The sequence below is a fragment of the Halocalculus aciditolerans genome (assembly GCF_014647475.1).
Classification (GTDB): domain Archaea; phylum Halobacteriota; class Halobacteria; order Halobacteriales; family Halobacteriaceae; genus Halocalculus; species Halocalculus aciditolerans.
Window position 1 is genome coordinate 173,516 of the sequence record NZ_BMPG01000001.1, and the last position, 17,886, is coordinate 191,401.

The 17,886-nt window shown below is 69.5% G+C and carries 20 protein-coding genes; 10 read left to right on the top strand and 10 right to left on the bottom strand.

Annotated elements, in window-relative coordinates; translation table 11 throughout:
* Positions 1 to 27: 27 nt before the first annotated feature.
* Both IEY26_RS17625 and thrC read right to left on the bottom strand, forming a co-directional pair.
* On the bottom strand, positions 28 to 150 hold the full coding sequence (locus IEY26_RS17625) for a hypothetical protein (protein WP_268239791.1): 123 nt from the start codon (positions 148 to 150) through the stop codon (positions 28 to 30).
* A gap of 4 nt (positions 151 to 154) precedes the next feature.
* Positions 155 to 1,402: a threonine synthase gene (thrC, locus tag IEY26_RS00850; protein WP_188974882.1), complete on the bottom strand. Its 1,248-nt coding sequence runs from the start codon at positions 1,400 to 1,402 to the stop codon at positions 155 to 157.
* A 515-nt stretch (positions 1,403 to 1,917) separates the two neighbouring features.
* Between thrC and IEY26_RS00855 the strand changes: the two genes are divergently transcribed.
* The 3 genes from IEY26_RS00855 to IEY26_RS00865 are packed head-to-tail and all read left to right on the top strand — an operon-like array spanning position 1,918 to position 3,810.
* Positions 1,918 to 2,292 carry a hypothetical protein gene (locus tag IEY26_RS00855; protein WP_188974884.1) on the top strand — a complete coding sequence of 125 codons (375 nt, stop codon included), beginning with the start codon at positions 1,918 to 1,920 and terminating at the stop codon, positions 2,290 to 2,292.
* A gap of 48 nt (positions 2,293 to 2,340) precedes the next feature.
* Positions 2,341 to 2,979 carry a DUF5806 family protein gene (locus IEY26_RS00860; protein ID WP_229773877.1) on the top strand — a complete coding sequence of 213 codons (639 nt, stop codon included), beginning with the start codon at positions 2,341 to 2,343 and terminating at the stop codon, positions 2,977 to 2,979.
* A gap of 48 nt (positions 2,980 to 3,027) precedes the next feature.
* Positions 3,028 to 3,810 carry a DUF7847 domain-containing protein gene (locus tag IEY26_RS00865; RefSeq protein WP_188974886.1) on the top strand — a complete coding sequence of 261 codons (783 nt, stop codon included), beginning with the start codon at positions 3,028 to 3,030 and terminating at the stop codon, positions 3,808 to 3,810.
* Between the two features lies 1 nt (position 3,811).
* Here IEY26_RS00865 and IEY26_RS00870 read toward each other — a convergent pair whose 3' ends face one another.
* Positions 3,812 to 4,294 (bottom strand): DUF7529 family protein, encoded by a 483-nt coding sequence (locus IEY26_RS00870; RefSeq protein ID WP_188974888.1) that lies wholly within the window; start codon positions 4,292 to 4,294, stop codon positions 3,812 to 3,814.
* Between the two features lie 91 nt (positions 4,295 to 4,385).
* Between IEY26_RS00870 and IEY26_RS00875 the strand changes: the two genes are divergently transcribed.
* Together IEY26_RS00875 and IEY26_RS00880 are read left to right on the top strand one after the other, a co-directional pair.
* Positions 4,386 to 4,628, top strand: a complete 243-nt coding sequence (locus IEY26_RS00875) for a ferredoxin (protein WP_188974890.1) — start codon at positions 4,386 to 4,388, stop codon at positions 4,626 to 4,628.
* A 319-nt stretch (positions 4,629 to 4,947) separates the two neighbouring features.
* Entirely contained in the window at positions 4,948 to 5,094 is a 147-nt protein-coding gene (locus IEY26_RS00880; protein WP_188974892.1) for a hypothetical protein, read from the top strand.
* A 5-nt stretch (positions 5,095 to 5,099) separates the two neighbouring features.
* On the opposite strand, the gene mdh is transcribed toward IEY26_RS00880, so the two are convergent.
* Positions 5,100 to 6,014, bottom strand: coding sequence for a malate dehydrogenase (mdh, locus tag IEY26_RS00885; protein ID WP_188974894.1), 915 nt, complete (start codon positions 6,012 to 6,014; stop codon positions 5,100 to 5,102).
* Between the two features lie 124 nt (positions 6,015 to 6,138).
* On the opposite strand from mdh, the gene IEY26_RS17630 reads away from it, so the two are divergent.
* Positions 6,139 to 6,771 (top strand): Sjogren's syndrome/scleroderma autoantigen 1 family protein, encoded by a 633-nt coding sequence (locus IEY26_RS17630; protein WP_188974896.1) that lies wholly within the window; start codon positions 6,139 to 6,141, stop codon positions 6,769 to 6,771.
* Positions 6,772 to 6,848: 77 nt separating this feature from the next.
* Complete coding sequence (locus IEY26_RS00895; protein WP_188974898.1) at positions 6,849 to 7,241, top strand: universal stress protein; 393 nt, start codon at positions 6,849 to 6,851, stop codon at positions 7,239 to 7,241.
* On the opposite strand, the gene IEY26_RS00900 is transcribed toward IEY26_RS00895, so the two are convergent.
* Positions 7,242 to 9,755, bottom strand: coding sequence for a DEAD/DEAH box helicase (locus IEY26_RS00900; protein ID WP_188974900.1), 2,514 nt, complete (start codon positions 9,753 to 9,755; stop codon positions 7,242 to 7,244).
* A gap of 401 nt (positions 9,756 to 10,156) precedes the next feature.
* Between IEY26_RS00900 and IEY26_RS00905 the strand changes: the two genes are divergently transcribed.
* Entirely contained in the window at positions 10,157 to 10,987 is an 831-nt protein-coding gene (locus IEY26_RS00905) for a DUF2182 domain-containing protein (protein ID WP_188974902.1), read from the top strand.
* Between the two features lie 80 nt (positions 10,988 to 11,067).
* On the opposite strand, the gene IEY26_RS00910 is transcribed toward IEY26_RS00905, so the two are convergent.
* Genes IEY26_RS00910 through IEY26_RS00920 form a run of 3 tightly spaced genes read right to left on the bottom strand, consistent with a single transcriptional unit; the run spans position 11,068 to position 14,218 of the window.
* Positions 11,068 to 11,631 (bottom strand): diacylglycerol/polyprenol kinase family protein, encoded by a 564-nt coding sequence (locus IEY26_RS00910; RefSeq protein WP_188974904.1) that lies wholly within the window; start codon positions 11,629 to 11,631, stop codon positions 11,068 to 11,070.
* Positions 11,628 to 13,373 (bottom strand): glycine--tRNA ligase, encoded by a 1,746-nt coding sequence (glyS, locus tag IEY26_RS00915; protein WP_188974906.1) that lies wholly within the window; start codon positions 13,371 to 13,373, stop codon positions 11,628 to 11,630. Before glyS ends, IEY26_RS00910 begins: the two co-directional genes overlap by 4 nt.
* Positions 13,370 to 14,218 carry a CBS domain-containing protein gene (locus IEY26_RS00920; RefSeq protein ID WP_188974908.1) on the bottom strand — a complete coding sequence of 283 codons (849 nt, stop codon included), beginning with the start codon at positions 14,216 to 14,218 and terminating at the stop codon, positions 13,370 to 13,372. The genes glyS and IEY26_RS00920 overlap by 4 nt, the downstream gene beginning before the upstream one ends.
* Positions 14,219 to 14,444: 226 nt before the next feature.
* On the opposite strand from IEY26_RS00920, the gene IEY26_RS00925 reads away from it, so the two are divergent.
* Positions 14,445 to 15,413, top strand: coding sequence for an LLM class flavin-dependent oxidoreductase (locus tag IEY26_RS00925; protein ID WP_188974910.1), 969 nt, complete (start codon positions 14,445 to 14,447; stop codon positions 15,411 to 15,413).
* On the opposite strand, the gene IEY26_RS00930 is transcribed toward IEY26_RS00925, so the two are convergent.
* Both IEY26_RS00930 and IEY26_RS00935 read right to left on the bottom strand, forming a co-directional pair.
* Positions 15,410 to 15,592 carry an HVO_0416 family zinc finger protein gene (locus tag IEY26_RS00930; RefSeq protein WP_188974912.1) on the bottom strand — a complete coding sequence of 61 codons (183 nt, stop codon included), beginning with the start codon at positions 15,590 to 15,592 and terminating at the stop codon, positions 15,410 to 15,412. The genes IEY26_RS00925 and IEY26_RS00930 overlap by 4 nt on opposite strands.
* A 50-nt stretch (positions 15,593 to 15,642) precedes the next feature.
* Positions 15,643 to 16,824 (bottom strand): ABC transporter permease subunit, encoded by a 1,182-nt coding sequence (locus tag IEY26_RS00935; protein ID WP_229773878.1) that lies wholly within the window; start codon positions 16,822 to 16,824, stop codon positions 15,643 to 15,645.
* Positions 16,825 to 16,905: 81 nt separating this feature from the next.
* Between IEY26_RS00935 and IEY26_RS00940 the strand changes: the two genes are divergently transcribed.
* Positions 16,906 to 17,868, top strand: coding sequence for an ABC transporter permease (locus IEY26_RS00940; protein WP_188974916.1), 963 nt, complete (start codon positions 16,906 to 16,908; stop codon positions 17,866 to 17,868).
* Positions 17,869 to 17,886: the final 18 nt, after the last annotated feature.

The window sequence follows — 17,886 nt, forward strand, 5'->3', positions numbered from 1 at the left end:
CGATGACGGCCGCCGCCACGAAGCGACCTACCCGTAGAGAACGTCGTCGACGTCTTCTTCGGTGGTTTCGACGCCCGATGCACCCACCCCACGGTGAACCGCCGCGGGGTCGATATCGAACGCGTCGACGTCGTCCCGGTTCGAACCCATCGGTTCAGATGGCGTCGAGGACGCCGTCGACGTCGTTCGGCACCGGAATCGGTTCACTCCCCGCGGCCGCCGCCGCGTCCGGGTCCTTCAACAGGTGGCCCGTAGTGAGGCAGACGACGCGCTCGTCGCTCTCGATCTCGCCGTCGTCGACGAGCTTCCGGAGGCCCGCGACCGACGCCGCCGACGCCGGCTCGACGCCGACGCCGTCGCGCGCGAGGTCGCGTTGCGCCTGCGTGATCTCCTCGTCCTCGACCGCCACGGCGGTCCCGCCCGTCGCGCGAATTCCGGGAAGCGCCTTCGGCGCGTTCACCGGCATCCCGATTCTGATCGCCGTCGCGATGGTCTCCACCTCGTCCCACCGCCGCACCTCGTCCCGGCCTTCGCGCACGGCCTCCACCATCGGCGCAGCCCCCGCAGCCTGCACGCCCGTCAACGCCGGCATCTCGTCCTCCCTCATCTCGCCCGCCGCCACGAGCTCGCGGAAGCACTTGTAGAGCGCCGCCGTGTTCCCGGCGTTCCCGACCGGAAGCACGACGCGGTCCGGCCACTCCCCGTGTTCTTCCCTGTGGGCTTCGAGGATTTCGAGGCCGATGGTCTTCTGCCCCTCGAGCCGGAAGGGGTTGATGGAGTTCAGGAGGTAGGCGTCGCCGCGCGTCGCGAGCTCCGCGACGATGTCGAGGCAGGCGTCGAAGTTCCCGTCCACTTCGAGGATTTTCGCGCCGTGCAGGCTCGCCTGCGCGACCTTCCCCGCCGCGACTTTCCCCGCCGGGAGGAGGACGAGGACGTCGAGGTCGGCGCGCGCGCCGTAGCACGCCAGCGCCGCGCTCGTGTTCCCCGTCGACGCACACGCCAACCGACCCACGCCCAACTCCTGGGCCACCCGCACGCCCACCGTCATTCCGCGGTCCTTGAACGCCCCCGTCGGATTCGCGCCCTCGTGTTTCACGCGGACGCTCTCCACGTCGACGGCCGCCTCGATCCCCGGCACCGAGTACAGCGGCGTATCCCCCTCCTCGATGCTCACGCCCTCGGGGAACGGCAGCGAGTCCGCGTACCGCCACACCCCGCGGCCCTCGAAGTCCTCGAACGTCGGATACTCGTCGTACCGCGCCTCCAAGAGCCCGTCGCAGTCCGGACACCGATAGATCACGTCGTCGAACGGCGCGTGCGTCTCCCCACACTCGATACACGCCAACCACACCCCGCGGTCCGCCACCGACGGCGTCTCGCCGCCGAGGTCAAGAGCAGCCATACACCCGACTCGGACGCGCACGCCCTTATAGGGGGTGGAGGCCGCCGATGTTGCCAACGCGGTTCGGAACGAGGCGCGAAGCGCCGAGTGAGAACCGCGGACTAGCGAGCGGGGAGCGACTGCGACCCGCGAGCCGCGCGTTCGGCGATTAGGCTGTGCGCGAAGCGCCGAGTGAGAACCGCGGACTAGCGAGCGGGGAGCGACTGCGACCCGCGAGCCGCGCGTTCGGCGGTTGGCTGTGCGCGAAGCGCCGGGTGAGAGCCGCGAGCCCCGCAGCGGTCGAGGCGTGTACTCCCCCGCGCGGGCTCGCGTGTCGTGTTGCTCTCCATTCGCCTTTCTGCAGTTCTTGCGCGGCGGTTGAGTGGCTTTCTCTCCGCGTCGCGCGGGCTCGCGTGTCGCTCACGGTCGTTCGCTCCCGCTCGCCTTCTCGCGGTTCTCGCTCGGCCGCGAAGCGGCCTCGCTCCGAACCGCATGCTTCCCGAAACTTCCTTCCGCCCCCCTCACGGAGTGCGGGCATGGACATTCGGCGCTTTCTCGAAACCTGGGGGTTCCTCGTCATCGGCGTCGTCGGCGTGTTGTACGCGGACGCGGCGCTGACGGGGAGTGTCGTCTATCCGTTGTTGTTCGCGGCGCTCGCGGCGTCGGGGCTCGCGGCGCTCTTCGACTACGGGCGGCTCTCCGGCGGCCTGTTCGTGGCTGCGGGGCTGCTCGCGCTCGTGCAGGCGTTCCTGCTCGCGCTCGGCGGGGGGTCGCTCCTGCTCACCGTCGAGCTCGGGGCGCTCGGGTTCGTCGGCATCGTCGGCGGGTTCCGGCGCATGAAGGAACTGGGCGACGAGGCGGAGTTCGGCGACGACGAGCAGGGCGACGAAGGGAAGCGCGAGGCGGAGTGAGCCGGCGGCGGCGATACGTTTTTCCGGGGGTGTCGGGTAGGAGTGGGCATGAGTCAGGAGGGCGAGGAGCAAACTCGCCAGTCGACGACGGACGCCGAATCCGAAGCGGAATCGGCGAGCCCCGGGGTGCCGGACGCCGAGCGCGAGGAGGCGTCGGACGTGCCGGAGGACGTCCAGAAGTACGCGCGGTTCCAGAAGATGGACGGCGCGCAGTACGACCGCGTGAACGAGTTCCTCCGCGAGCGCACGTACGTCACCGCGAGGGAGTGGGCGATTGCGCGGCTCTGCGCGGACTTCCGCACGGAGACGGGCGTGGAGATGACGAAAATCGGTGAGAACCTCCCGGAGCTCGTGCCGTTCATGACGGATACGTACACGCCGCAGGCGGTGAACCAGGCGCGCTCGGCGTTCGAGGAGAAGGTTCGGAAGGCGGGCGCGACGTTCCTCTACGGCGCGATGTGCGATTTCTTCACGGCCGACGAACTCGACGACGTGATGTACGAGACCACGGAAATCGCGAAGTTCCTCCTCGAAGTCGAAGGCGTCGACCTGACCGTCGACGAGGAGCTCGACGCGGAGGAACGCATCTCCAGCGTGATGCGTGACGTCCGTCGGGCGAGCGACGACCTCCGCCACCACACGGAGGAGTGCCCGCACTGCGGCGGCGACCTCACCGCCGACGACTAACACTCAGCGACCCGACACACTTTTTCGTCGGCGGTCTACCACTTCGGTATGGTCGTCTTCAGCGCCCTCCGCGACGCCGTCGGCGTGTTCCGCCGCCGGCCCGTCCTCCTCCCGGTCGTCGCCGCGCTCTTACTCGTCCCGCAACTCCTCTCGCTCGCCAGAGTCGTCCCGGCGACGAGCGACCTCGGCCCCCTCCTCCAGGTCGTCCAGTTCGTCGCCGGCCCGTTCTTCGTCGTTCCCGCGCTCGGCCTTCTCGACGACGCCACAGCCGACACCGAACCCGGCGGCGAGACGCGCCTCGACCTCGACGCTGCGACGGACGGGTTCGCCGCGAACGTCGTCTCTCTCGTCGGCGCGAACGCCATCCTCCTCCTCGGCGCGGTCGCGTGGGCCATCGCCACCGTCGTCGTCAGCGCGCTCCTCAGCGTCCTCGGCCTAGCGCTCGGCTTCCTCGTTCTCGTCGCCGCTATCCCGCTCGTCCAGTTCGTCGACGTCGCCGTCGTCGTCGGCGACTCCCGCGCCGTCGACGCCGTCAAAGAGAGCGTCGGTCTCGCCACCGACCACTTCGGCGCGGCCGTCGGCTTCCTCGTCGTCCGACTCGGCATCTCCGCGCTCGCCGCCGCGCCGTTCTTCCTCGTCTCGAACGCGCTCCCGCCGCGCATCGTCGCCGACGGTCCCCTCCACCTCACGCCGCTCGCCGTCGCCACCGGCGTCTTCGCGCTCGCCGTCACCGCCGTCCTCGTCGGCTACCGCGTCTGCGTCTACCGCGCCCTCACCGCGGCTGACGGCACAGTCGAAACGGCCGGTTACACGTCGCGAGCGGGCGATTGAGCTACTCGTCCGGCTCGAAGAACTCGGGGCGCTCGTGGACGAGCTCGACGTAGTCGTCGTCGAGCCGGCGGAGGTAGACGTGGAGACCGTCCGCGTCCGCGGTGTCGAGGAGCTTCTCGGCGTCTGGGACGCCGTAGTACGCGGGGTAGAGGAGCGCCTGTTCGCGCTCCGGGTCCTCCATCACGACGACGACGTAGACCGTGTCCGCCTCGACGGCCTGGAGGACTTCGTACTCGGTGAACGCCACGCCGTCCTCGAAGAGGCTCTCGACGGTCTCGTACTCGTCGTCGGGGAGGACGACGTCTAGCCCCGTGCGGTCGCCCTCCGTGAGGACTGCGACGTCGCCGGGGTGGCACTTCACGACGCCCCAGTCGGCGTCCTCGTAGGCGTCCGCGGTCGCGTCCATGTCGGCGACGACGTCCCGCCACGCCGCGGGGTTCGGCGCGTTCACGCCACTCGGCACTCCGTCGGCTTCCTCGGTCATACTCCGGTCTCGCGCGGCCAGCCCCGAAAAACACCCGGGTTCGACGGGTCGCGTCGGTGGCGTTAAGCCCGCCCGGCCGCCACCTCCGGGTATGCGCATCGAGTTCGACCGCGACGTCTGCATCGGGATGTTCCAGTGTGTCGCCGAGTGGGAGGGGGGCTTCGAACGCGACTCGAACGCCGGGAAAGCCGTCCTCGTCGACAGCGAGGAAGTCGAGGAGGGTGTGTTCAGCCGCGACGTCCCCGAGGACGCCGAACTCGACGCGAAGTTCGCCGCGCGCTCCTGCCCCGTCGACGCCATCCGCGTCTACGAGGACGGCGAACAGGTCGTGTAGCGCGAAGGACTTTTCACGCTCCACCGCCTCGTGTCGTGTGACCGTGTGCCACTCGTGGGAGGAAGTGCTCGACTGGGAGTCGAACGAGAGCGCCGACGCCGCGACCGAGAACCGCGACCGCGCTCACGCCGACCGATAGCGCGACTCACTCGCGGACGCCGAGTTCGACCAGCCTGCGGCTCGTGGTGAACCGGTCCGTGACCGGGACGTGCCATATTTCCGCGGCTCGGGGCCTCTATCGCCGCGAACCGCGTATTCTCGTGCCGGCGGACGAAACGGTTAAGAGGATACCGGGAGAACTCTCGTGGTAAGTGGTATCATGACTCACTACCTGATGTACGCCGCGCCGTGGTACGGGGACGCCGAAGCGCGGGCGCGAGAGGTCGCCGAAGACCTCGGCCTCGTCGACGCCGACGCGAACGACCCCGAGACCGCCGCGGCCGACGTCGAACGACCGAGCATCTAGGCCGCTCAGGAGATCTGCTCGTACTGCTCGGAGAGCTTTTCGGCCGCCTCGCCGAGCTGGTCGCGTTCGTACTCCGTCAGGTCCCACTCGACGACCTCTTCCACGCCGTTCTTCCCGAGTTTCACCGGCACGCCGAACGCGGCGTCCTCGTGGCCGTACTCGCCGTCGAGCACGACGCTCCCCGGGAGGACCTCCTTCGTGTCGCGGACGATGGCTTCGACCATGTGCGCGACGCCCGTCGCCGGCCCCCACTGCGTCGCGCCCTTCCGCTCGATGACGTCCATCGCGGACTCCTGGAGGTCGCCGAGAATCTCCTCTTTCTCCGCGTCGTCGAAGACGGGGTCGTGGCCGTCGACGCGCACCTTCGAGAACACCGGCACCTGCGCGTCGCCGTGCTCGCCGAGGATGGTCGCGTCCACGTTCTGCACCGGCACGTCGAAGCGCTCGCTCAGCACGTAGCGGAACCGCGCGGAGTCGAGGCGGCCGCCGAACCCGACGACCTTGTAGCGGTCGCGGTCGCCCGTCTCGTAGAGATGGCGGTTCAGGAGGTCCACGGGATTCGACGTCGTCACCGACACGAAGTCGTCGTTGTACTGCGCGAGCGACGTCCCGATGTCCTCCATGATGGGCGCGTTGTCGCCCGCGAGGTCGAGGCGGGACTGCCCGGGCTTCCGCGGGATTCCCGCCGTGATGACGACCACGTCTGACCCCTCGGTCGCCGAGTAGTCGCCCTGCACGACCGTCGTGTTCGAGTCGTACGCGACGCCGTGGTTCGCGTCCGCGGCCTGCCCGACCGCTTTGTCCTCCATATCCGGGATGTCCACGAACACGAGCTCGTCGACGACGTCGCGCAGCGCCAGATTGTAGCCCGCCGCCGCACCGACCGTCCCTGCCGCACCGACGATGCTCACTTTCGTCATAATCACGTCAACACGTGCGGGGAATCCCCCTAAAGTCTTCGACCCGGGCGACCGCCGCCCGAACCGCAACGCCGCTATCGGTCCCTCCGTGGCGTTTTTGCCGGTCGCGCGCCTCCACTCCGCCATGAGCGAGAGCGAAAACGAGGAGTTCGATAAGGAGGCCGAGAAACGACGCCTCCGCGAGAAGTACGAGAAGGACCGCCAGCAGCGCGAAGCCACCTCGCGCATGAGCGACCTCCTCCTCCAGGGCGCGACGATGACGAACAAACACTGCGACACCTGCGGCGACCCGCTCTTCCGCCATCAGGGCGAGGAGTTCTGTGCGACCTGCCAGGCCGACGCCCGAGCCGTCGACGCCCAGCCCGCTGAACAGACCGCGTCCGAAGGAGCCGACGCTGAACAGGTCGAGGCGGCTTCACGTACCGAGGCCCCGGCCGAATCCGCGACGGACGCCCAGTCGGCGACGGCCGACCGGACGCCGACCCAGCAGCGAACGCGGCCGCGGCCGGCCACCGACTCACAGTCGGAGTCCGCGCCGCGACCGGCCGACGCAGCCGGCCGCCCCGCCGGCTCCGAACCCCAGCGCTCCGATGACTCCCCCGTCACCTCTACTGGCGTCGCCGCCGCCCGTGACGACCTCGCGCAGACCGTCTCCACGCTCGCCCGCCGCGCCGCCGCCGCAGACGACCCCCGACAGGCCCGCGAACTCGCCGAAGCCGCCCGCGAAGCCGCCGACGCCCTCGACGCCCTCCGCTGACACGGCCGCCGCGTCGGTCGCCGTGCCCGACCGCGTCTCCCTCAACCCTTAACACCACCCCGGCCGACGGTTCGGATATGCAGATACTCGCGCCTATCGACGGGTCGGACTGCAGTTTCCGCGCGCTCACGTTCGCCTGCGGGATGGCGAAAGCGTACGGGGGCGACCTCCACGTGGTTCACATCACGGACGTGCAGAACGAGGCGACCGAGGAAATCCTGGACCGCGCCCGAGGCGTCCTCGACGCGGAGGGCGTCGACGGCGACCCGGAGGTCACGACGGACCTCAATCTCTCGTCGCGGCCGTCGAAGCGCGTCGGCGAGGACATCCTCGAACTCGTCGAGGAGGAAGGCTACGACCACATCGTGATGGGTCACCACGGACAGGGCCGCGTCGAACGCCTCGTCCTCGGGAGCGCCGCGTCGACGGTGCTCGAATCGAACAAGATCCCGGCGACGATCATCCCCTGACTACTCGGGGGCGTAGTCGCTCCCGACGACCTCGCGGACGCGTTCTGCGGTCACCGCGCCGACGCCCGCGACGTCCTGTAACTCCTCGTCGTCCGCCGTCATCACGGCCTCGACGCTCCCGAAGTGCGAGAGGAGCGAGCGCGCCGTCACCGGGCCGATGTCCGCGATGGACGACACGACGTACTCCTGTTGCTCGTCGAGCGTCTTCGCGGCCTTCTCGCCGTGCGCGTTCACCTCGCGGTCGCGCTTCAACTGCTCGCGCTGTGCGATGGTGAGGAGGAGCTCCGCCGTGTCCTCCTCGCCCGTCGAACGCATCAGGCTGATGCCGTAATCCACCGCGAGACTCGACAGCGCGCCGCGGATGGCGTTCGGGTGGACGTTCCGCGCCTCGTAGACGCTCCCGCCTTCGAGGACGAGCACCGGCCGGTCGTAGTGTCTGACGAGCGCCTTCGCCTGCTCGAAGAGCGAGCGGTCCCCGCCGAGGAGGGTGTCGAGGAAGTCGTCGACGCTCTTTCGCTCCACCGCCACGCGGTCGGAGAGCACGTAGTCCCCGACCTCCAGCGTCTCCAGTCGCGTGTTCACGCCCTCGCGTTTCGAGAGGTCGCGCGCGATGGAGGACTCCAACTCCCGCTGGTCCACGACGACCTCCACGCGCTCTTCGCCCGGCGGCTCCGCCCGCGCCACCGACCCCTCACCGACCGCACTCTCGCCGCCGTCGTCTCCCTCGCTCGCTCCGCCCTCACCGCCGTCGCCCCCCTCGGTGCTCTCGCTCCCGTTCCCTGCGTCGGCGTCGACGTCGTCGGGTTCGGGCGCGGAGAAATCCGCCAACCCCGCCTGCCCCTCCGACTCCCCCGCTTCTGCGCTCCCGCCGTCGCTCGCCGCCGCCGCGCTCGCACGCTCACCGCCGCCGTCGCCGCCGCTCGCGTCCGCGTCGGCGAACGCGTCCAGCGCCTCCTGGCCGTCGTCGAGGTCCTCCTCTAACTCCTCGGCGATTCCCTTCAGGTCCTGGAGCTGGTCGCGCATCTCCTTCTCCCGCCGCCGGCTGATCCAGAAGTACGCCTCGTCGCGCGTGTCCTCCGCCATCAACACGACGACGCGCCCCTTCGCCTGCCGGCCCGTCCGGCCTTTCCTTTGCACTGACCGGATCGCCGTCGGCACCGGCTCGAAGAAGAGCACGAGGTCGACCTCCGGCACGTCCAGGCCCTCCTCGGCGACGCTCGTCGAGACGAGCACCTCGAACTCGCCGGCCTTGAACTCGTCTAAGCGCTCCTTCTGCTCTTTCTGCGTCATCCCCTCGGAGGCCTCCTTGTCGCCTTGGCCGACGAACCGCCGCGTCTCGAAGTGCTGCCCGAGGAAGTCCGTGAGCGCCTCCGCCGTGTCCCGCGACTCGGTAAAGACGATGACGCGCTCGCCCTGCTCGATACCGAGGGTCTCCGCGAGCAGCATGCGCGCGCGCCGGAACTTGGGGTGCAGGCCGTCGAAGTTCTCCGCGATTCGCATCGCCTGCTTCACCTTCGGGTCGGAGACGAGGCGTTGACTCGCCTTCGACGCCCCCGACGACCGCGCCGCGTTCCGCTGTCGCTCGAAGTATCGTCGCACCGACTCGACGCTCTGCGTCTCCACGAGCTCGACCGCCCGCCGGAGCTTCATCACCTCCGCGTGAACGCTCATCCCCGAGTAGCCGTCCGAGTTGTCGTTGTCGATGAGGCGCTGGAGCTGCGCGCGCATCTCGTTCAGGTCCTTCTGCGAAACCTCGGGACTCGTCGAGTTCGTCACCCCGAGGTCTTTGAGCTTCTCCAGTCGGTCCCGAATGACCTCGTTCAGGGCGTCCCGGACTTCGACGACGTCGTCGGGGAGGTCGATGCGCTCCCACTCGACGTCCGTGTCGAAGGTGTAGTCGCCGACGTCCTCGTCGTGCTCCGTGCGGACTTCGACGGCTTCGATGCCGAGGTTCTCGCAGACGATCTGGATGTCCTCCTCGTTCCCGCCGGGGCTGGCGCTCATCCCGGTGACGAGCGGGTCGGCGGCGTCGGCGAGGTAGCGCTCCGCGATGTAGGTGTAGGCGTAGTCGCCGGTCGCGCGGTGACACTCGTCGAACGTGCAGTGGACGACGTCTCGGAGGCTCACGCGCCCGCCGATGAGGTCGTTTTCCACCACTTGCGGCGTGGCGATGACGACGCGCGCGGACTCCCAGAGCTCGGCGCGGTCGTCCGGCCGCACCTCGCCGGTGAAGACGACGATTTCGTCGTCGGGGATTTCGAGCGCCATCCGGTAGAAGTCGGCGTGCTGCTCGACGAGCGGCTTCGTCGGCGCGAGCAGCAGGGATTTCCCGCCCGCGTCGCCCGCCAGCCGCTCCGCGGTGACGAGCAGGCTCACGGTCGTCTTCCCCAGCCCCGTCGGGAGGCAGACGAGGGTGTTCGCCCGCTCCGCCGTGGCCGCCAGCGACACCTGATACTGGCGTTCCTCGATGACGTTCGGGGCGAGTAGCGGGTGGTCGACGTACGACTCGGCCATTTCCCGGAGATTGGTCGCTCCGACGGTTAAGGCTTCGCGTACCGGGGTGAAAGTGAAACTCGCATCGCCCGCGGCCGCTCGTTCGATTCAGATTCTTCGACGCACGCTCTCTGTGATGTCGAAACGTTCGAGCGCTTCCCGGCGACGACGTTCGCCGCTGAGGGTGGCGACACTCTCGCCGTGTCCGGCGTCGTCGGCCGGGGCGGCTATCTCTCGACGCCCGCTCGCCCGAATTAATTTCACAACTCTCCATCGGGCAGAATATTTTTTACAGTGGATGTCGATTGTGAATATATGTTGCTCGTACCCAGCGTTGGTGACGCGGTCAACCCCGGAGCGTGGTCGCAGTGAGCTTCGAGAACAGAGAGCAAAACGACTTCTCTCTGGCGAGTCTCACGCACATGAAACTCGACCGGGGCACCACTGTCGTCGTCGCGATGATCCTCACGGACATCGTCTGGTGGTGGCTCACCTGGGCCGGCGAGACGCCGATGCCCGGCATGATGTGGGTCATGAAGAAGGCCGCCGACGGCATGGTGCCGATGGCCGCCCCCGGCTTCATGGAACTCGGCGTCTTCCACGTCGGCACCCCACAGGCGATCTTCGGCTACGTCGTCATGTGGGGCGTTATGATGTGGGCGATGATGCATCCCGCAATGACGCGGTTCACCCGTGACTACGCGAAAGCCTACCAGGGCGGCCCCGTCGGTGCCGCCATCACGCTCGTCGCGTTCCTCGTCACGTACCACCTCGTCTGGGCGCTCTCCGCCCTCCTCCCGCTCCTCTGGCACGGCCTCCTCGTCCTCGCCGGCTTCGAACAGGGCATCTTCGGCTTCACCCGCGCCTTCCCGCACGCCTCCATCGGCGGCATCCTCGTCCTCTGTGGCATCTACCAGCTCACCGGATTCAAGGGCGCGATGCTCCGCTCCTGCTGTGCGAACGTCCCCCTCCACTCCCACACCGTCCCCGAAGCGCTCCGCGAAGGCCTCTCCCACGGCGTCCGCTGCTGCGCCATCTCCTTCGGCGTCTTCTTCCTCGTCATGCCGTTCTTCGGCGAGATGAACTTCTTCTGGATGGCGATGCTCACCCTCGTCATCACCGCCGAACGCCTCCCGAGCTGGGGTCGCGAGATCGCCGCCGCGACCGGCGTCGCCGCGCTCCTCGCCGGTCTCTACGTCCTCTTCGTCCAGCCCGACCTGGGTATCACCTGGGTCACGTCGATGTCGATGTAACGTCGACGCGACAGAAACACAACTCCCGCTGCCGACTCCCCTCCTCGCTCCTCCGTCGACGCCGACTGCGAGCGACGTCCCTACCAGACGACGCCGGCGAGCGAGAGCGTCAGCGCACTGAGGATCGGAATGGTGAGGTTGTCGTCGACGAAGTAGCCGCGGACTTGGACGTTCAGTCCGTCGGTGAGTGCGACGACGGCACCCGCGAGGACGGACGCGGGGAGCGTCGCGCCGAACGTCACGCCGAGGATGGTGCAGACCCCCGCGACCGCCGCCATCACCCAGACCGGCTTCCGGTCGCCGTCGCCCGTGTCGAGCATCCCGCCGACCGGGTCGCCGATGGTGAGAAAGAGGAGCGCGGGAATCGCGACCGCCTCCGGGAAGACGACGGCCGTCGCCGTCATCCCGACGACGTAGAGGACGTAGCCCGCGACGCCGTCCTGCTCGTAGTCGCGCGTCAGCTTCTCGAACACCCACCAGTGCGCGATGTCGCCGCGCAGCCGGAAGTATTCGAGGACGAAACACACCCCGGTGAGCGTCACGAGCACGGCCTGCACGAACCACCACGGGAAGACGTCGAAGGCCGCCGTGAGCGGGCCGAGCGCGCCGCTCACGTGCACCGCTCGCCGGGGGAGCTCGCTCACAGCTCGTCGAAGGAGCGCGTGCCGGCGCGGATGTCCGCGAGGATGCCCGGGAGGGCGTCGGCGTCCACGCGCTTCTGTTCCGTCGAGTCGCGCTCGCGGAGCGTCACCGTCCCGTCCTCTACGGCCTCGTAGTCGACCGTGACGCAGAACGGCGTGCCGACCTCGTCCTGCCGGCGGTACCGCCGGCCGATGTTCCCGGCGTCGTCGTACGTCACGTCGAACCCGGCCTGCCGCAGGGTCTCGGCGAGCTCCCGCGCCGTCTCACCCATCCCGTCCTTATCCATCAGCGGGAAGACGCCGACCGTCGTCGGGGCGACGCTGGGGGGCAGGCGGAGCACGCTCCGCGTCTCGCCGTCCACTTCGTCCTCGTCGTACGCGTGCGCGAGCACCGTGTAGACCGCGCGACCGACGCCGAACGCCGGCTCGACGACGTGCGGGACGATGTGCCGCCCCGCCTCCGTCTCCTCGGTGACTTCGAAGCCGGTGAGCTCCTTCTCGACCGTGTACGTCTCGCCGTCGACCTCGACGGTCACCTCGTCGCCGTCGAACGCCGAGCGGTCGCGCGCCGCGAGGTCCGCGAGCGCGCTCGCGATGTCCGCCGCCGCGCTCCCGTACTCCGGGCCGAGCGCCGCCATATCGGGCTCGACAGTCGCCCGCTCGACCGTTTTCGGCTCGTCGTACTGCTTGAAGACGGTGAAGGTGTCGTCGGCGTGCTTCGCGTGCTTCGAGAGGTCGTAGTCCGAGCGGGACGCGACGCCCTCCAGCTCGATCCAGTCGCCGCCGACCTCGGCCTCGGCGTCCCAGCAGTCCGCCGCGTAGTGCGCGAGCTCGCCGGGGAGATGCTGGCGGAACCGGAACCGCTCCATGTCCACGCCGACCGACTCGAACCACGCCTTCGAGCGCGCGAGGAAGTACGCCACCCACTCGCCCGCGACGAGCCCCTCCTCGACGGCCTCCTTCGGGCCGAGCTCGACGTACTCCTCGCCGTCCTCGGCCTGCGCGCTCGCCGGATAGAGCGGGAGAGAGACGTCCGCGACCGCGTCGAGGTCCGGGCCGCCCGCCTCGGGGTCGACGAAGAACTCTAACTCCGCCATCGTGAACTCCCGCGTCCGCAGCAGGGCGTTCCGCGGCGAGATCTCGTTGCGATAGCCCGTCCCGATCTGCGCCACGCCGAACGGGAGCTGCTCGCGCGCGTACTCCTTCAGCCGCGGGAACTCCGTGAACATCCCCTGCGCCGTCTCCGGCCGCAGGTAGCCCGGCTGCCCCGACCCGGGACCGATGGTCGTCTCGAACATGAGGTTGAACTCCTCGACCCGCTGGCCTTCCAGCGGCGCGCCGCAGTTCGGACACGTGATGTCGTGCGCCGCGATGAGCTCCTCGACCTCGTCAGTCGGGTAGGTCTCCGCGTCCTCGATGTCCGTCGCGTCCTCCACGAGGTGGTCCGCGCGGTGGCTCTCCCCGCAGCCCGCACACTCCACGAGCATGTCGTCGAACCCGTCGAGGTGGCCGGACGCCTCGAAGACGTCCTCCGGCGTCACCGTCGGCGCGTCGATCTCCATGTTCCCCTCGCGAGTCACGAAGCGCTCGCGCCACGACTCCTCCACGTTCCGCTTCAGGCTCGCGCCCGACGGCCCGTAGGTGTAGAACCCCGCGACGCCGCCGTACGACTCGTTCGCCTGGAAGTAGAACCCGCGGCGACGCGCCAGCTCGTCCAGCGCCTCCGTCTCTGACTCCCCGCTCATAGCGCAGAGAGCAGGTCGACGTCGCGGACGATACCCACGAGCTCGTTGCCATCGACGAGCGGGAGCTGTTCCACGTCGAGTTCGAGCATCCGCTGTGCGGCCTCCCGCGCCGTCCGCCGACCCGGCACCGTCTCCGGGTTCTCCGTCATGAACGCCGACACCGGCTCCGCCGGGAGTTCGACGTTCCGCGTCGGCAGATAGCGGTTCCCCGTCCCCTTGATGCTCTCCCACTTCCACCCGTCGTCCTCGTCCGCGAGGGAGTTCCCGAGCGCCTCCTCGCCTTCGACGACGCGCGCCACGTCGATGACGTCCGCCTCGGTCACGATACCCGACATCTCCGCCTCGTCGTCGAGCACGACCGCGTACGGCACCTGCGCGAACGCGATTTCGCGCTCCGCCACCGTCAGCGGCGTCGCCTCGAACGTCGCGTTCACGTCACGCCGCGCCAACTCGCCGACGGGCGAATCCCCGTCCTCGTCGCCCTCCGCGATGGCGCGCACGACGTCCGTCACCGTCACGATACCCGCCAGCTCGCCGCCGTGCACGACCGGCACGCGGCGCGCCCGCTCCGACACCATCAACCGCGCCACGTCCGTCAGCGACGCGTCGTCCTCCACCGTCGGCACCTCCCGCATCAGGAGCGCCAACTGGTCCTCGTCCGGGTCCGCGATGAGGTCGCCCCGCGAGATCAGCCCGCGGTACTCCTCACCCGCATCCGTCTCCTTCACCACCGGCACCGACGTGAACTCCCGCTCCTGTAGGTACGTGAGCACGTCCTCGCGGGTCCCCGGCAGGGACACCGTCACGACGTCCTCTCGCGGCGTCATCGCGTCAACAACCTTCATACCCGCCAGCTACAACCGCCGCGCATTTGTAGGCTACGACACCACGCGACCCACGCCGATCCGGCGAACGCGGTTCTCGCGCCTCGCGCTGCTCGCGTGTCGCTCGCTCGTCGGCGCACCGTCTCGCTTGCCGTCTCGCGGTTCTCGCTCGCTGCCTCTCTCGCTCGCTCCTCTCGAACCGCGTTCGGCCCGAACCCCTTTCGGAAAGCCGACCGACGGGTCACGCATGAAGTTCGGGTTCTTCTGTCCGCACGAGCAGCACGCGCCGTCGACGCTCCTCGACCACGCGGAACTGGCGGAGAATGTGGGGTTCGATTCGGTGTGGACGAGCGACCACTTCCACCCGTGGTGGCATTCGGGCGCGCACTGCGGGGCGGCGTGGCCGTGGCTCGGGACGGCGCTCGAACGAACAGACAAGGTGGAGTTCGCGACGGGCGTGACGCCGCCGATTGCGCGGTACCACCCCGGCCTCCTCACGCAGTGGACGGCGACGCTGAACGCGATGCACCCCGGGCGATTCCGGGTGACGTTCGCGACGGGGGAGGCGATGAACGAGGAGCCGCTGGGGTACGAATGGCCGGACTACCCGGAGCGCCGCGCGCGCCTCGTCGACGCCTGCCGCATCTACGACCGGCTCGTGACGGGGGAGTTCGCGAGCTACGACGGCCACTACTGGAGCCTCGACGACGCGCGGCTCTACACCGTCCCGGAGGAACGGCCGCCGCTCTACGTGGCGGGGAACGGCGTGCACACCGCGGAAGTCGCGGGGCGGTACGCGGACGGCTTCCTGACGCTCGCCGACGTCGAGACGTACGAGAACGAACTCGTCCCGGCGCTGGAGGCCGGGGCGGCGGACGCGGGTCGCGACCCCGACGAGATCTCGCGTACGAAACAACTCACCGTCTCCTACGACGAGGAGTACGCGGCCGCCGTGGAGTCGGCGGAGTTCTGGTCGGGAACCGTCGCCGTCGACTTCGACGACGCCGTCAGCGACCCCCGCGAGATCGAACGGCAGGGGAGAGCGCTCGACGGCGACGACTGGACGGACGAGTGGGGCGTCGTCACGGACGACTTCGCGGACGTCGAGCGCGTCGTCGACGAACACGAAAACGCGGGCTTCGACGAGATAGAGTTCCTCTCGTCGAGCCCGTCACAAGCGACGTTCGCGGAGAAAGCGGCGGAGCGGTTGTTCTAGGGCCGCGACGGCGACCAGCCGCAGACGCCGCATTCGCTGGCCGACTTCTCGTGCAGGCCGCCGCAGTCCGGACATTGCAGCTTGTTATACGAGCGCTCCCAGGTTCGAGTCTCGGTGTCGTGGCCGCGGGATTCGAGGAACTGGTCGAGAACTGCCTCGGTGTCTTGAGCGCTCGACATACATGGCAAGGTATGACACACCACGACTTAATAGTATCGGCCTGACTGGCTCAGCCGGCGAACCGGTCGCTGACGGCGTTCCCGGCGAGCGAGAGCGAGACGACGGTGAGGGCGAGCGCGGCGACGGGGACGCCGGCGACCCACCACGCGACGACGACGGCGGGGTCGCCGCCGACGGAACGGAAGCCCGTCGAGACGACCTGTCCCCACGTCGGGAGCGACGTCTCGTTCAGCCCGAGGAAGCCGACGGCGGCCTGGACCAGCAGGAGGAGCGCGACCTGTCGAGAGACGCCCGCGGCGATACTGCTCCCGGCGGCCGGGACGAGGTGGTGGACGGCGACGTCGAACCGGGACGCGCCGGCGGCGCGCGCGGCGACGGCGTACCGCTCCTGTCGGGCGCTCCGCACGGCGCTCCGGACGGTCCGGGCGACGCCGCCCCAGGAGAGCAGGGCGAAGACGGCGACGAAGTACGCGAACCGCGCGTTCGCCAGGAGGAGGACGACGAGGTAGACGAGGAAGGCGGGAACGGTCTCCTGGAGGTCCACGTAGCGCGTGAGGAGAGCGTCGACGCGCCCGCCGGCGACGGCTGCGGTCGTCCCCACGGCGGTGGCGACGACGGCGACGACCGCGGCGACGATGACGGCGAGGACGAGCGCGGTGTGCGCGCCCCACGCGGTGAGGAGGAGCATGTCGTAGCCGAGCGGCGCGGTTCCCAGCGGGTGGGCGAGCGTGCCGTAGCAGACGCCGTCGCGGACCGGGCCGACACACGACCCCGCGACGTCCGCGGGGACGCCGAGGAACGCTGGCGGCTGGTAGCGCGCGCTCAGGTCGTAGTGCGGCGTCGGGAGGACGAGCGGGCCGAGTGCGCCCACGGCGACGAAGCCGGCGACGACGCTTCCGGAGGCGAGTGCGACGGGGTCGCGGCGGAACGCCAGCCAGTACCGGCGGGTGCGGGCGGGGTTCCGGACGAGCGCGGGGCCGACCGCCCAGACGAGCACGGTCGCGGCGAGGAGCGCGAGCCAGTCCGTCGGCCTCGTGAACCAGTCCGCGACGAGCGGGCTGCCCGCGGGAACGACGGCGTAGTCGTACGCGAAGAGCGCGGCGAGCGCGAGAGCGGAGACGGCGAATCCGAGGGCGGCGCGGGGCAGCGTCCGGGCGTCGTCGTCCGCCCAGTCGTCGCCCGCGACGACGGCCGGCCACGAGGCGTCGGGCATCTGTCCGTTCGATGTCATCGACGTGATTCGTATAGCGGTTTCGGTCTCTCCTGGTCGATGAGGAACGTTTAGGTGGCCGCCGCCACCACTCTCGGCAAAATGCGGCTCTCGCTCGGAGAGACGGTTCGGCGGGTCGCGCGCCCGGTCGCACGACGCCTCGGCATCGGCGCGGCGATGGTGCTCGTCGTGCTCACGGGCTTCTACCTCTTCGCCGCGCTCACCCCCGACCCCCAGCTCGCGTCGATGCTCTACGGGATGCAGATGCACAGCTCCGGGAGCGTCGACGTCTCCGGAACCGTCGCCCGGTACAATCAGGCGCACGGCTACGACCGCCCGCTCTACGTCCGCTATCTCGCGTGGCTCGGCCAGATCCTCACGCTCCACTGGGGGTATTCGGCGAGTCAGGGCGCGCCCGTGATGGACCTCGTACGGGCCGCGTCGGCGCGCACGCTCGCCTACCTCCTTCCCGCCGTCGCCTGCTCGACCGTCGTCGGCGTTTCCGCCGGCGTCTACGCCGCTCTCCGGAAGGGCTCGCTCGCAGAGCGCGCGGAGACCGCCGCCGCCTACGTCGCGTTCGGCCTCCCGAACTTCTACCTCGCCATCGTCCTCACTACCGCCCTTCCGGCGCTCGGCGGCGCGGCCGTCGTCGCCGCCCTTCCCGAATCCGCGCTCCCCGCGCTCGTCGTCGCCGTCACCCTCCTCGCCGGCCAGCTCCACTACGCGCGCACCGAAGCCGGCCGGTTCGCCGACGCCGAGTTCGCGAAACTCAAACGCGCGCAGGGCGCGCCGCGCCGCGTGGTCGCCCGCCACGTCCTCCGCGTCGCCGCCGCTCCGCTCTCCTCCGCTCTCCTCTCCGAATACCTCGGCGTCCTCGTCGTCGACGTCTTCGTCATCGAGCAGGTGTTCGGCATCCGGGGCCTCGGCAGCCTCGGCCTCGAAGCGGTCGAGCGTCAGGATACCCCCCTCATGCTCTCCATCCTCCTCTTCGTCGTCCTCGTCGGCGTCGCCATCAGCGTCCTCCAAGACGTCACCGACGCCATCCTCGACCCGCGCGTGGAGTGAGACGACTCCCGGAACGCG

Coding starts and splice junctions, on each gene's coding strand:
- IEY26_RS00935 (WP_229773878.1), bottom strand. CDS start 16,824: ATGACATCGAACGGACAGATGCCCGACGCCTCGTGGCCGGCCGTCGTC.
- IEY26_RS00940 (WP_188974916.1), top strand. CDS start 16,906: ATGCGGCTCTCGCTCGGAGAGACGGTTCGGCGGGTCGCGCGCCCGGTC.
- IEY26_RS00895 (WP_188974898.1), top strand. CDS start 6,849: ATGCAGATACTCGCGCCTATCGACGGGTCGGACTGCAGTTTCCGCGCG.
- IEY26_RS17625 (WP_268239791.1), bottom strand. CDS start 150: ATGGGTTCGAACCGGGACGACGTCGACGCGTTCGATATCGACCCCGCG.
- IEY26_RS00860 (WP_229773877.1), top strand. CDS start 2,341: ATGAGTCAGGAGGGCGAGGAGCAAACTCGCCAGTCGACGACGGACGCC.
- IEY26_RS00880 (WP_188974892.1), top strand. CDS start 4,948: ATGACTCACTACCTGATGTACGCCGCGCCGTGGTACGGGGACGCCGAA.
- IEY26_RS00875 (WP_188974890.1), top strand. CDS start 4,386: ATGCGCATCGAGTTCGACCGCGACGTCTGCATCGGGATGTTCCAGTGT.
- mdh (WP_188974894.1), bottom strand. CDS start 6,014: ATGACGAAAGTGAGCATCGTCGGTGCGGCAGGGACGGTCGGTGCGGCG.
- IEY26_RS00925 (WP_188974910.1), top strand. CDS start 14,445: ATGAAGTTCGGGTTCTTCTGTCCGCACGAGCAGCACGCGCCGTCGACG.
- IEY26_RS00865 (WP_188974886.1), top strand. CDS start 3,028: ATGGTCGTCTTCAGCGCCCTCCGCGACGCCGTCGGCGTGTTCCGCCGC.
- IEY26_RS00920 (WP_188974908.1), bottom strand. CDS start 14,218: ATGAAGGTTGTTGACGCGATGACGCCGCGAGAGGACGTCGTGACGGTG.
- glyS (WP_188974906.1), bottom strand. CDS start 13,373: ATGAGCGGGGAGTCAGAGACGGAGGCGCTGGACGAGCTGGCGCGTCGC.
- IEY26_RS00870 (WP_188974888.1), bottom strand. CDS start 4,294: ATGACCGAGGAAGCCGACGGAGTGCCGAGTGGCGTGAACGCGCCGAAC.
- IEY26_RS17630 (WP_188974896.1), top strand. CDS start 6,139: ATGAGCGAGAGCGAAAACGAGGAGTTCGATAAGGAGGCCGAGAAACGA.
- thrC (WP_188974882.1), bottom strand. CDS start 1,402: ATGGCTGCTCTTGACCTCGGCGGCGAGACGCCGTCGGTGGCGGACCGC.
- IEY26_RS00855 (WP_188974884.1), top strand. CDS start 1,918: ATGGACATTCGGCGCTTTCTCGAAACCTGGGGGTTCCTCGTCATCGGC.
- IEY26_RS00930 (WP_188974912.1), bottom strand. CDS start 15,592: ATGTCGAGCGCTCAAGACACCGAGGCAGTTCTCGACCAGTTCCTCGAA.
- IEY26_RS00900 (WP_188974900.1), bottom strand. CDS start 9,755: ATGGCCGAGTCGTACGTCGACCACCCGCTACTCGCCCCGAACGTCATC.
- IEY26_RS00905 (WP_188974902.1), top strand. CDS start 10,157: ATGAAACTCGACCGGGGCACCACTGTCGTCGTCGCGATGATCCTCACG.